This is a genomic window from Paraburkholderia sp. Cy-641 (assembly GCF_011752945.1).
Classification (GTDB): Bacteria; Pseudomonadota; Gammaproteobacteria; order Burkholderiales; family Burkholderiaceae; genus Paraburkholderia.
In genome coordinates this window covers 31,999-44,580 of record NZ_VWWM01000026.1, presented here as the reverse complement: position 1 = coordinate 44,580, position 12,582 = coordinate 31,999, and the positions used below count along the sequence as shown (strand labels likewise).

Genomic DNA, 12,582 nt, shown 5'->3' with positions numbered 1-12,582 from the left:
TACGACAGGGAGCGCTCGCCGCGCTCCCGTCACGAGCGCCCGGCACGGCAACGTCGCCGGGCGCTTCTGTTTCTGGCTACCGGTAAGCCAGCGCACCCGAAGGCCGCCCGCAGGCCGGAAACAATTCAGGAGACGACCATGAACACGAGCCGCGCGGCCAGTCCCGCCAACCCCGCCAGCACCGCGGCGCGCACGAAAGTCCGCTACGCGATCCTGCTGCTGATCTTTCTGATCACCACGCTCAATTACGCCGACCGCGCGACGCTGTCCATCACCGGCTCCGCGATGCGCGCCGCGTTCAGCCTCGACGCGATCCGCATGGGCTACATCTTCTCCGCGTTCAGCTGGGCCTATGTGCTGTCGCAACTGCCGGCCGGCTGGCTGCTCGACCGCTTCGGCGCGCGCCGCGTGTACGCGGCGAGCATTTTTTCGTGGTCGCTGTTCACGCTGCTGCAAAGCTCGATCGGCCTGCTCGGCAGCGCCGGCGCGGCAGTTTCCGCGCTGTTCGTGCTGCGCTTCGTGATGGGTGCGGCGGAATCGCCGGCGTTTCCGGCCAACGCCAAGGTCGTCGCAAGCTGGTTTCCGACCAACGAGCGCGGCACCGCCTCGGCCATTTTTAACGCTGCGCAATACTTTGCCGCGGTCGTGTTCACGCCGCTGATGGCCTGGCTCACCCACGTGTTCGGCTGGCAGGCGGTCTACGTCGTGATGGGCGTGATCGGGCTGCTGCTCGCGCTGACGTGGCTGAAGTTCATGAAGAATCCCGCCGACCATCCGCGCGTGTCGCGTGCCGAGCTCGAATACATCGAGCAAGGCGGCGGCCTCGTCAACGGCGCACGCAAGGCAAGCCCCGCAGACGTCGCGCCGTCCGGCGGCCTCGCGCTCGTGCGCCAGCTGCTCGGCAACCGCATGCTGCTCGGCGTCTACCTCGCGCAGTACTGCATCAACGTGCTGACCTACTTCTTCCTGACCTGGTTTCCGATCTACCTCGTGCAGGCGCGCGGCATGACGATCCTGCACGCGGGGCTCGTCGCCTCGCTGCCGGCAATCTGCGGCTTTTCGGGCGGCGTGCTCGGCGGCGTCATCTCGGACGGGCTGATCCGGCGCGGCTGTTCGCTCACGGTCGCACGCAAGGTGCCGATCGTCGGCGGCATGCTGCTGTCGACCTGCATCATCGGCTGCAACTACGTCTCGACCGACTGGATCGTGGTCGCGCTGATGTCGCTCGCGTTCTTCGGCAAGGGCATCGGCGCGCTCGGCTGGGCCGTGGTCGCCGATACGTCGCCGAAGGAAGCGCTCGGCCTGTCGGGCGCGATCTTCAACATGTTCGGCAACGTCGCGGGCATCGTCACGCCGATCGTGATCGGCTACCTCGTCGCGCGCACGGGCTCGTTCAACGGCGCGCTGGTGTTCGTCGGCGCGAACGCGCTGCTGACGGTGTTCAGCTACCTCGTGATCGTGAAGGACATCCGGCGCGTCGAGCTGCACACGGCGGCCTGAACGGCACGCAAAAGCCGGCACCGCGCGCGGCGGTCGTCTCGCGGCTGGGGTTTTCGGGCCTCGGCGCAACGGCCGCCGCCGCGTTTACAGCAGTTATCGTACTTCCGCCCGCCCGGCGGGCGGCGCCCTGCCCCGTATCCGGGCGCGGCGTGCGCCGATCGATCGGCAGACGTCGCCGATATCGACGACAACTTCGCCGAAACCGATCCGGCGCTTATATAATCAGTCGTCAGACGACGGTATAATTAAATTGCAACTTTCCGATCAGGGGGCGTTTTCGATGGCTACACCACTGGCATCCGCGGCACCGCCACGACGCGCTCGCAATCTTGCCGAGTTCGTCGTCAATTATGTTACCGAGCAGATTGCGACCAACGCACTGAAGCCCGGCGACAAACTCCCGACCGAATCGCAGCTGATGAGCACGCTCAGCGTGAGCCGCACCGTGATTCGCGAGGCCATTTCACGCCTGCAGGCGGGCAAGATCATCGAGACGCGCCACGGCATCGGCAGCTTCGTGCTCGAGCCGCCGCGCGAAAAGCTCGGCATCGACATGGTGCCCGCCACGACGCTGCGCGACGTGCTCTCCATTCTCGAACTGCGCATCAGCCTCGAAACCGAATGCGCGGGTCTCGCGGCGCAACGCGCCAATCCGGACGACCTCGCGCGCATGCGCGCCGCGCTCGACGCGATCGAAGCGACGCGTCACAACGGGCTCGACAGCGTCGACGCCGATCTGCAATTCCATATCTCGGTGGCGCGCGCGACGGGCAACCGCTATTTCGTCGACATCCTTTCGCAGATGGGCAGCGCGCTGATTCCGCGCAACCGGCTCGACTCGGCCGGCATTGCGCGCGCCGATCCGGATTCGTACCTGTCGCTCGTCAATCTCGAACACGAGAGCATTCTCGAAGCGATCTCGCGGCACGACGCGGAAGGGGCGCGCGCGGCGATGCGCATGCATCTGTCGAATAGCCGCGAGCGGCTGCGTCGCGCGAACGAAGTGAGCGACGCGAATAGCTGACGTTGCGGGTTCTGACGCCGTAGGCGAAAAAAATGGCCGGGATTTTCCCGGCCATTTTTTTCGTCCTGCTTTTGCGTTCCGCCTGCTTTTGCGTTCCGCCTGCTTTTGCGTTCCGCCTGCTTTTGCGTTCCGCCTGCTTTTGCGTTCCGCCTGCTTTTGCGTTCCGCCTGCTTTTGCGTTCCGCCTGCTTTTGCGTTCCGCCTGCTGCCGCGCTGTTTGCTGCCGCGACTCGCCCGGTTCTCGCCCGATTCTTTCCTCACTCTCGCCCCATTCGGCGCCCTGCCCAGGCGGAGTCCGCCCAGGCAGGCACATCAGAGGCCAGTCAGATCAGCAACTCGGGCCAACCTCACGCACTCAACCGCGCGTGAGCTCGCCATCGCGACGGCGCCACAGCTCCAGCGGATTGCCGTCGGCCAGCGTTTGCGGCAACAGTTCGGCCGGGAAGTCCTGGTAGCACACCGGGCGCAGGAAGCGGTCGATAGACGTCGTACCTACCGACGTCGCGCGGCTGTCCGAAGTTGCCGGGAACGGGCCGCCGTGCACCATCGCGTGACACACTTCGACACCGGTCGGGAAACCGTTGACCAGAATCCGGCCGGCCTTGCGTTCGAGGATCGGCACAAGCTTCTTTGCCGCCGCCACGTCGGCGCTGTCCATTTGCAGCGTCGCGGTCAGCTGACCCGCGAAGTGCTCAGCCACCTGCAGCAGTTCCTGCTCGTCCTTGCAGCGGATGATCGTCGACACCGGGCCGAACACTTCGTCTTCGAGCGCCGGGTTCGACAGGAACGTCTGCGCGTCGGTCACGAACAGCGCCGCACAAGCCTGGGTCGGGCCGGTTGCCGCGACGCCGCGCGCCACGACTTCGACACCCCGGGTTGCAGCCAGCTTGCTTTCGCCGTCTTCGTACGCGGCGTGGATGCCCGAGGTCAGCATGGTCTGCGCCGGCTTGGCGGCGAGCGCTTCCGACGCGGTGGCGACGAAGCTTTTCAGCGCGTCGCTGTCGATCGCGATTGCGAGGCCCGGGTTCGTGCAGAACTGGCCCGCGCCGAGCACGAGCGAGTCGACGAAACCGCGCGCGATGCTGTCGCCGCGTGCGGCCAGCGCGCTCGGCATCAGGAACACCGGGTTGATGCTGCTCATTTCGGCATAGACCGGGATCGGCTCGGGGCGCGCCGCCGCGACGCGCATCAGCGAGGTGCCGCCCGCGCGCGAACCGGTGAAGCCGACCGCCTTGATGGCCGGATGCGCGACCAGCGCCTCGCCGACCGAGTTACCCGCGCCGACGATCATCGAGAACACGCCTTCCGGCAGGTCCATTTCCTGCGCGACGCGCTGGATCACGCGGCCGACCAGCTCCGACGTGCCGAGGTGCGCGCGGTGCGCCTTGACGACGACCGGGCAGCCGGCGGCCAGTGCCGCGGCGGTGTCGCCGCCGGCCACCGAGAATGCGAGCGGGAAGTTGCTCGCGCCGAACACGGCGACCGGGCCGAGCGCGATCTTCTGCATGCGCAGATCCGAGCGCGGCAGCGGCTTGCGCTCCGGCAGCGGCGAGTCGAGCGTGGCGGTGAGCCACTGGCCCGCGCGCACGGTCTGCGCGAACAGCTTGAGCTGGCCCGTGGTGCGACCGCGTTCGCCTTCGAGACGCGCCTTCGGCAGGCCCGATTCAGCCATCGCGCGCTCGATCAGCTCGTCGCCGAGCGCGGTGATGCCATCGGCGATACGCTCGAGAAACTCGGCGCGCACCGTCAGCGGCAATTGACGGTAGGCGTCGAACGCCGCGCGCGCGAGTTCGCACGCGGCGTCGACGTTCGCCACGGTGCCGCTGCCGAACACCGGCTCGGCAATCTCGGAACCCGTGGCGGGATTGAATGCGCGCAGCGCTTTTTCGCTGCCGCGCACGGCTTGGCGACCGATCAGCATTTCACCGGTAATAGGCATTTGGGTTTTCCTTAAATGACGACTAAAGATATAGGTCATCCTACAACATTGCAGGGGCTACACGCAACCCGAATCGCCTGTTGGACGGGGTATTCGGGTTTACGTGGCCGTTACAAGAACAGATAGCGGTGCTAATCTTCCCAAAGATGTACGACGACTTATAACTTCGCGTTTCGCCGTCGTGGCCGTGTTTTCCGGTGCGCTTCCCGGCGCGCCGCCCGCATCGTCGCCGCTTTTTCCCGATCCATCGCAGTTCGAGGAGATACCGCATGTCCGCCGTCACGCCTTATCAGTCCCTGCCCAACCGCTTCCGACACGCGGTGCGCGGCGGAGAAACCCAGATCGGCTGCTGGGCGTCGCTCGCCAGCCCGATCGCCACCGAACTGCTGGGCACGGTCGGCTTCGACTGGATGCTGCTGGATGCCGAGCACGCCCCCAACGACGTGCTCACGCTGATTCCGCAGCTGATGGCGCTCAAGGACAGCGGCAGCGCGCCGGTCGTGCGGCCGCCGGCCAACGACAGCGTCGTCATCAAGCGCTTTCTCGACAGCGGCTTCTCGAACTTCCTCGTGCCGTTCGTCGACAGCGCCGACGACGCCGCGCGCGCCGTCGCCTCGACGCGCTACCCGCCGCAGGGCATCCGCGGCGTGTCGGTCGGCCACCGCGGCAACCGCTACGGCACGGTCGCCGATTATTTCGCCATCGCCAACGAGAACGTCTGCGTGATCCCGCAGATCGAAAGCCGCAAGTCGGTCGAGGCGATCGACCGCATTCTCGCCGTGGACGGCATCGACGCGGTCTTCGTCGGCCCGTCCGATCTCGCGGCCTCGTACGGCCATCTCGGCAACGCGAACCACCCCGACGTGCAGCAGGCCATCGCGCACGTATTCGAGCGCGCGCAGGCAGCCGGCAAATCGAGCGGCATCCTCGCGCCCGTGCAGGCGGATGCGGAACGCTATCTGTCGATGGGCACGCGCATCATCGCGGTCTGCGCGGACCTCGGGCTGCTCAAGGGCGCCGCGCAGTCGGTTCAGAAGCACTTCATGCAGAAACCGGCGGGGCAGGCTTGAGCGCCGCCGCCACGACATCTCCGGAGCATTCCATGAAAAAAGCAGGCTTTATCGGACTCGGCATCATGGGCAAGCCCATGGCCGCCAACCTTCTGAAGAACGGCGTGCCGCTCGCCGCGTTCACGCGCAGCGGCGTGCCCGGCGAGCTGACCCAGGCCGGCGCCGTCGCGTGCGACAGCCCGGCCGCGGTGGCCGCGCAGGCCGACGTGATCTTCGTGATGGTGCCGGACACGCCCGACGTCGAACGCGTGCTGTTCGGCGAACAGGGGCTCGCGAGCGGCCTGCGCGCGGGCCAGATCGTGGTCGACATGAGCTCGATCTCGCCGATGGCGACGCGCGATTTCGCGGCACGCGTGCGCGAGCGCGGCGCCGACTACCTCGACGCGCCGGTCTCGGGCGGCGAAGTGGGCGCGAAGGCCGGTTCGCTAACGATCATGGTCGGCGGCGAGCAGAGCACGTTCGACACCGTCAAGCCGCTCTTCGACATGATGGGCAAGAACGTCACGCTGATCGGCGCGGTCGGCGCGGGCCAGGTGTGCAAGGTCGCGAACCAGGTGATCGTCGCGGCGACCATCGAGGCCGTGGGCGAGGCGCTGCTGCTCGCGTCGAAGGCCGGCGTCGATCCGGCGCGCGTGCGCGAGGCGCTGATGGGCGGCTTCGCGTCGTCGCGTATTCTCGAAGTGCATGGCGAGCGCATGACGAAGCGCACCTTCGATCCGGGCTTCCGCATCGAGCTGCACCAGAAGGACCTGAACCTCGCGCTATCGACCGCGCAGGCGCTCGGCGTGTCGCTGCCGAACACGGCGACCTGCCAGGCGCTCTTCAACGCATGCGTTGCGCACGGCGGCAAGGCGTGGGACCACTCGGCGATGGTGCGTGCGCTCGAAGTGCTCGCGAATCACGAGATCGGGCAGACGCCGGCGTAATTTCGGACGGTGTGGTTTCGTCCGGTGTGATTTCGTTTTATGCGCGGTTGGGTGCGCGGTTGGCTGTTATGCCGCTGCGTTCGCTCCTGGTTGCAGATGGGGGTGGCGCGGCGGCTTTTGTTCGTTTGCGGCAGCGCCGTTTTGGGCTGAATCAGGCCCGCTTTGCCCAGTAATGCCGCCAGAGCCTGATAATGATGATATCCGCGAAGATCGTAACGATTAATTCAATAATCACCATAACCGGGACATAGAGGTCCTCAGGGTCACGAATACCAAACCGCTCAGAAACGGAGAACCAGAAATCCAACTGGCTCTCAGTCATCGGCAATGGGTAGGTGTGAACATAGCGGACAGAGAGAAGAAATAATCCGATAAACAACACCACCTTAAAAAATCTACGGACAAGTGGCACCATTCGCTATTACCTCGATGGTTCCATATGCGCGAATCCCTGAATTACGAGCAGGGATGATGAACGTGTGCAGGAGTGCGCGCCTCAAAGGTTCGTTATAGATAATAAATTTTCCATGCAATGCCACTCCCTGCCCTCCTCGACCGGCAATTAATTGTTGAATTATTCATCTGAAATTTAGACGCTGATGATGCCATATATTTCCAGGAGCAGGGCATCCCAATAAAATCGGAATATTATTGAGATTATCGGCACTTCGAAATTATAAAAATAAGAAAAATTTTAAATCTTAAAATCCAAAAACCTGCAATTAAAGACACAAGCATGTCTATCTGCAATGAGGGAGTTTTTTGAGCTCAGGCAGACCGAAAAATCGAACGCCCCTACCTCGACACGGATGACCTCTGTTGAATGGCTATCAAAAAAAACATAAGTGGACCTCTGGTTTTCTATCAGTGTCCAAATCAAGTGCTCGTCTGCCAGAGGCCGCCGACGGGTGTCCAGTATGGAGTATTCCTCCGTTTAATCCTCTTCAATAAAATCGCCCCTCAGACAAAACCCTACAATCCCATTTTCCATGGACTATGGCTCTATACAGCATGCCCACCGTCATCAACTCTCTTTTCAGCGACAGAGGTTTTCGCAGGATAAATTTCTTAACGAAATAAAAAATAAATCCCTCCCCCTCCATGAAAAAATACCGACTGAATTCATAGTCTCCCCGATCCACTCTGAAAGTCAGGAAATATTTCTCCATGAATTCATTGGCATCATCTCCGCACTGGCCCAATGAATATACGACGCTCATGTCCTCGGTGATTAGCTTATCAGGCGGAAAACAGGCTTCTTCTACGATGAAATTTCTTAAATCTAGCCATGAGCGCTCACTCATCAAAACACCCTGTCTTCGGATCTGACGATCTGATTATATTTGATAATCGCATGATCCATAATTTCGTACACATCCTTTGCCATCATAATCCAACCCACACCAGGCAAGGTCCTTCCAACAAAGGTGCCCAGTTTGTGTGTTAAGACTCATCTGAACGTCTTCATACTTTCCAGGGTAAATGTTGGCAGTATCTTTTTCTTTAATTGGTATCTAAAAATCGATCTTGACATGACCGATGCCACGGATGTTCCTTGTGTAGCGCCTGCTGGCTTCGCTCTTGTCGGTAACACATTAAGTCCAGAAAGCATCAGTATCAGATATTCAATATCATCAATACCCAGGCGCTCACCGACTTCTTGCATGACAATAAAAATGAATAGCTCGGCAGGAGACAAATCCCGGTGTCCATCGTAATAGTACGCGCTGCTCATATCATATTGTTAGCAAGGCTGCCTCAGCATAAGGAAGGTCGCGATAATAGCCATCTCTGCCGTATCGATCAATCTTTTTAGCTATCCCAATAAAATATTCCCGCCAAATTATTTATCTCGAAATTTTTTGTAGTGAAGGTCAAATTCCTTCCACTCCTTTACGTCGCTTGGCAACCCGGGTCGATAAGCTCTCTCATTAAAGACAATTCACTGAAAAATCAGTTATTTATAATTTATATTTTAAAAATTTTAGACTGACTTTCCAACGGCCCCTTCTCTCACTCATCTCTTCTCAAAATTGCCACCGTAACAAACCAACGGCATCACAAGATGTCTCACTCCCGGCAGCCAACCTCTTCATCCCGAAAAAAAACGGCGCCCACCGGGCGCCGCCTATCGGCAATCAAACTCTTCCGAGCCGACTGCCATTCACTCTATTCCACCGTCACCGCGGCAACCGACCATGGCGCAAGCGCCACTCGAACCGCCAATCAATCCTTGCGCGAATAATCGATGCCGACAAACGCGCCGCCCTGGAAGCGCTGACCAAACGCGTCGAGCGGATTCGGGCGCGACAGGACGTCCGCGGCGTAATCTTCGGAATTCTGCTTCGGCCGGTAGCCGAGGCGCTCGGCGCCGCTGTTGTCCCACCAGCTGCGCGTGTTCGCCGACACGCCCCAGACCGTCAGGAAGCCGATGTCTTCCACTTCGATGCAGCGGTCGAGGAAGTGCATGAGGTCTTCATGGCCGAACCACGTGCTGAGCTGACGTGGCTCGGTCGGCCGCTCGAGGCAGCTGCCGATGCGCACGCACACGCTCTCGATGCCGTGCTTGTCCCAGTACATGCGCGCGAGCGCTTCGCCCCACACCTTCGACAAGCCATAGAAGCCGTCCGGGCGCACTTCGCAGTCGAGGCTCAGATGTTCGGTGACCGGGTACATGCCGATCGCGTGGTTCGAGCTCGCGAACACGATGCGCTTCACGCCGTTGCGGCGCGCACCTTCGTAGACTTCGACAAGGCCGCGCAGATTGTTCTCGATGATCTCGGGCAGCGGACGCTCGACGCTCGTGCCGGCGAAGTGGATCAGCACGTCCACGCCGTTGAGCAGCCGGTCGACGACCGCCGGATCGCGCAGGTCGCCGTTCATGACGTCTTCGCCTTCGACGAGCGGCGTCAGCACTTTCGAGCCCGCCGCCGAACGCAACGGAGTACCACGCGCGACGAACGCGGCACGAACGACGGAGCCGAGCTGGCCGCCGGCGCCACTCAGGGCAATCTTCTTCATAGGGGTTCCTTTACTGCGCCGCGCGCGAGATCGAACTGGAAAACAGAGGAAGCGAGTGAAGGACGCACTACGTCGCACCCTACACTCAAGTTGTACGATAACAGACTATCAACGATGGCCGGGTTGATTTCAACCAGGCATTTACCCTTATTTTAACGATCTCAGGCTCGCCAATCCCTTTTAAAACAAAGAGATACCAGTCTTATATTTATAAGACATCATATAACTAAGTGAGTATTTCCCTACTCCATGACGGGCGTTTCCGGCCCGTCGATAAAGTCGGCAAACCGCGAGGATGATCGTAAGGACAGCCAACATGACCCGCCCTCCATCCTCCCCGCGCCGTCATGCCTGCCGTCACACCATTACGCGTTCACGAGCCGATGAATTCGAGCAGATCGGCGTTGACCTTGTCCGCCTCGGTCGTGCACATGCCGTGCTGGCCGCCCGGATAGACCTTCAGCGTCGCGTCCTTGACGATCTTGGCGGTCTGCCGCCCGGCGGCGTCGATCGGCACGATCTGGTCGTCGTCGCCATGCAGCACGAGCGTCGGCACGTCGATCTTCTTCAGGTCCCCGGTATAGTCGACTTCGGAGAACTGCCTGATGCACTCGTACAGCCCCTTGATCGAGCCGGCCATGCCCTGACGCCAGAACGAATCGATCACGCCCTGCGACACCTTCGCGCCCGCGCGGTTGTAGCCGTAGAACGGCACCGCCAGGTCCTTGAAGAACTGTGAGCGATCGTCTTCGACGCCCTTGCGAATGCCGTCGAATACGTCGATCGGCAGGCCGAGCGGATTGTCGGCTGTCTTCAACATCAGCGGCGGCACCGCGCCGATCAGCACGGCCCTGGCGACACGCGCCGTGCCATGCCGGCCGATGTAGTGCGCGACTTCGCCGCCGCCCGTCGAATGGCCGACCAGCGTCGCGTCCCGCAGGTCGAGATGCTCGATCAGCGCCGCGAGATCGTCGGCGTAGGTGTCCATCTCGTTGCCGTCCCACGGCTGCTCCGAGCGGCCATGGCCGCGGCGGTCATGCGCGATCACGCGAAAGCCCTTGTTGCCGAGAAACAGCATCTGCGCATCCCACGCATCGGCGGTGAGCGGCCAGCCATGCGAAAACACGACCGGGCGCCCCTTGCCCCAATCCTTGTAGAAAATCGCGGTACCGTCTTTCGTCTTGATCGTGCTCATCGACTGACTCCTCAGGTTGAAGTCTGCCGTCGTCGGCAGGTGGGGATGAAACGGCTTCGGCAACGTGCATCGTAGAAGTAAAAGAATCCTCCCGCCAGCTCGCCGGCCCGCGATGTCGGGCCGGACGGATCGATCCTCGGTTGAAAACGGACCACAACCGAACCCGGGCCTTGCCCAAACGTTGCCCAATCACCCTGCTGCAGCGCGGTCGATTGCCGCAGCGCGCGTCGAGGCGCGCAAAACAGCGCACGTGCATCGATCAGTAAAACTTGATACCCATCAATAGCTTGCGCGCCCCATCGGCGTATCGCGCATAAAACAAGGCGGTTTTTTGACGCACGCCGCAGCGCAGCACGATTTGCTTCGATCACCTACGCTTGCGTCATCTGCCCAGCGCAGTGCGCACCGACAACAGTCGACGCGCGTAGTCCGCTCGCGCGGCCATCACGCACCTCACGCTCATGAACTCCGCAATCTCGGCATTCGATCTCGCCCGCATTCAATTTGCGTTCACCGTTTCATTCCACATCGTTTTTCCGGCGCTCAGTATCGGTCTCGCCAGTTTCATCGCCGTGCTCGAATGGCGCTGGCTGCAAACCGGTAAGGCGTACTACCAAGATCTTTGCCTGTTCTGGTCGAAGATCTTTGCAGTGGCCTTCGGCATGGGCGTCGTCTCCGGCGTCGTCATGAGCTATCAGTTCGGCACCAACTGGTCGGGATTTTCGAGTTTCGCGGGGCCCGTCACCGGTCCGCTGCTGATGTACGAAGTGATGACCGCGTTCTTTCTCGAAGCGGGCTTCCTCGGCATCATGCTGTTCGGCTGGCAGCGCGTGAGCCCGCGCGCGCACTTCGGCGCAACGCTGATGGTCGCGCTAGGCACACTGATCTCGACCTTCTGGATTCTCGCCTCGAATAGCTGGATGCAAACGCCGCAAGGCTTCGAGGTCGTCAACGGCCAGGTCGTGCCGCTCGACTGGTTCAAGATCATCTTCAATCCGTCGTTCCCGTACCGGCTCGCGCATATGGCGCTCGCCGCGTTCATCGTCGCGGGGCTCGTGGTCGCGGCGGTCGGTGCATGGCATCTGCTGCGCGGCCGGCGCGATCCGGCCGTGAAGAAGATGTTTTCGATGGCGCTGTGGTTGCTGCTGATCCTCACGCCGATCCAGGCATTCGTCGGCGATCAGCACGGTCTGAACACGCGCCAGTATCAGCCGGCCAAGATCGCCGCGATCGAAGGTCTGTGGGACACCGAAAAAGGCGGCACCGCGCTGAACCTGTTCGGTATCCCCGACATGAAGGCGGAAACCACGCGCTATGCGGTCGCAATCCCGCATCTTGGCAGCCTGATCCTCACGCATAGTTGGGATGGCGAAATTCGCGGCCTCAAGTCATTCCCGCCGCAGGACCGGCCGAACTCGACCGTGGTGTTCTGGAGCTTCCGCGTCATGGCCGGGCTCGGCGTGCTGATGATCGCGATGTCGCTCGCGGCCTGGGTGCTGCGTCGCCGCGGGCGCCTGTTCGACGCGAAGTGGTTCCAGCGCCTGTGCGTCGCGATGGGGCCGAGCGGCTTCGTCTCCTTGCTGGCCGGCTGGGTCACGACCGAAGCGGGCCGCCAGCCGTGGGTCGTGTACGGCGTGATGCGCACTTCGCAGGCAGTCTCGCCGCTGACCACGCAGCAGGTCGGCCTCTCGCTGATGACCTTCGTGGTGGTCTACTTCCTCGTGTTCGGCACCGGCATCTACTACATGCTGAAGCTGATGCGCTCGGGTCCGGCGCGGCCCGGCAGCGGCTCGCACGACGCGCCCGACAGCCTCGCCCGGCCGACGCCCGCCCAAACCGCACGCCGTCCGCTGTCCGCCGCCGATCAGATGATCGACGCTGTCTAACCTTAGCTTCGAGAGCAAGAAA

At 61.8% G+C, this 12,582-nt stretch carries 10 protein-coding genes and 1 pseudogene; 5 read left to right on the top strand and 6 right to left on the bottom strand.

Going from position 1 to position 12,582, the window contains the following annotated elements; translation table 11 throughout:
* Positions 1-138 precede the first annotated feature (138 nt).
* Together F3J20_RS16545 and F3J20_RS16540 are read left to right on the top strand one after the other, a co-directional pair.
* Entirely contained in the window at positions 139-1,500 is a 1,362-nt protein-coding gene (locus F3J20_RS16545) for an MFS transporter (RefSeq protein ID WP_167049779.1), read from the top strand.
* A 280-nt stretch (positions 1,501-1,780) separates the two neighbouring features.
* On the top strand, positions 1,781-2,524 hold the full coding sequence (locus F3J20_RS16540) for a FadR/GntR family transcriptional regulator (RefSeq protein ID WP_167049777.1): 744 nt from the start codon (positions 1,781-1,783) through the stop codon (positions 2,522-2,524).
* 354 nt (positions 2,525-2,878) lie between these two features.
* On the opposite strand, the gene F3J20_RS16535 is transcribed toward F3J20_RS16540, so the two are convergent.
* The gene (locus F3J20_RS16535; RefSeq protein WP_167049775.1) at positions 2,879-4,462 is read right to left on the bottom strand and encodes an aldehyde dehydrogenase (NADP(+)); all 1,584 of its coding nucleotides are present in this window, start codon (positions 4,460-4,462) and stop codon (positions 2,879-2,881) included.
* A 269-nt stretch (positions 4,463-4,731) separates the two neighbouring features.
* On the opposite strand from F3J20_RS16535, the gene garL reads away from it, so the two are divergent.
* Together garL and F3J20_RS16525 are read left to right on the top strand one after the other, a co-directional pair.
* Positions 4,732-5,532, top strand: a complete 801-nt coding sequence (gene garL / locus F3J20_RS16530) for a 2-dehydro-3-deoxyglucarate aldolase (RefSeq protein ID WP_167283919.1) — start codon at positions 4,732-4,734, stop codon at positions 5,530-5,532.
* Positions 5,529-6,458: a 2-hydroxy-3-oxopropionate reductase gene (locus F3J20_RS16525; protein WP_275691465.1), complete on the top strand. Its 930-nt coding sequence runs from the start codon at positions 5,529-5,531 to the stop codon at positions 6,456-6,458. Before garL ends, F3J20_RS16525 begins: the two co-directional genes overlap by 4 nt.
* Positions 6,459-6,609: 151 nt before the next feature.
* On the opposite strand, the gene F3J20_RS16520 is transcribed toward F3J20_RS16525, so the two are convergent.
* The 5 genes and pseudogenes from F3J20_RS16520 to F3J20_RS16500 all read right to left on the bottom strand — a co-directional run bounded on the left by F3J20_RS16520 (position 6,610) and on the right by F3J20_RS16500 (position 10,674).
* Entirely contained in the window at positions 6,610-6,873 is a 264-nt protein-coding gene (locus tag F3J20_RS16520) for a hypothetical protein (protein WP_167283917.1), read from the bottom strand.
* Positions 6,874-7,402: 529 nt separating this feature from the next.
* The gene (locus F3J20_RS16515) at positions 7,403-7,762 is read right to left on the bottom strand and encodes a DUF1493 family protein (protein WP_167283916.1); all 360 of its coding nucleotides are present in this window, start codon (positions 7,760-7,762) and stop codon (positions 7,403-7,405) included.
* Positions 7,762-8,193 (bottom strand): annotated as a pseudogene (locus F3J20_RS16510) (STM2901 family protein). Before F3J20_RS16510 ends, F3J20_RS16515 begins: the two are co-directional and overlap by 1 nt.
* Positions 8,194-8,684: 491 nt before the next feature.
* Complete coding sequence (locus tag F3J20_RS16505; protein WP_167050167.1) at positions 8,685-9,479, bottom strand: NAD(P)-dependent oxidoreductase; 795 nt, start codon at positions 9,477-9,479, stop codon at positions 8,685-8,687.
* Positions 9,480-9,852: 373 nt separating this feature from the next.
* Positions 9,853-10,674 carry an alpha/beta hydrolase gene (locus tag F3J20_RS16500; protein WP_167050169.1) on the bottom strand — a complete coding sequence of 274 codons (822 nt, stop codon included), beginning with the start codon at positions 10,672-10,674 and terminating at the stop codon, positions 9,853-9,855.
* Between the two features lie 461 nt (positions 10,675-11,135).
* Here F3J20_RS16500 and F3J20_RS16495 point away from each other — a divergent pair, with 461 nt between their 5' ends.
* A complete protein-coding gene (locus F3J20_RS16495) occupies positions 11,136-12,560 on the top strand; it encodes a cytochrome ubiquinol oxidase subunit I (protein WP_167283915.1) in 1,425 nt (474 codons plus the stop codon).
* Positions 12,561-12,582: the final 22 nt, after the last annotated feature.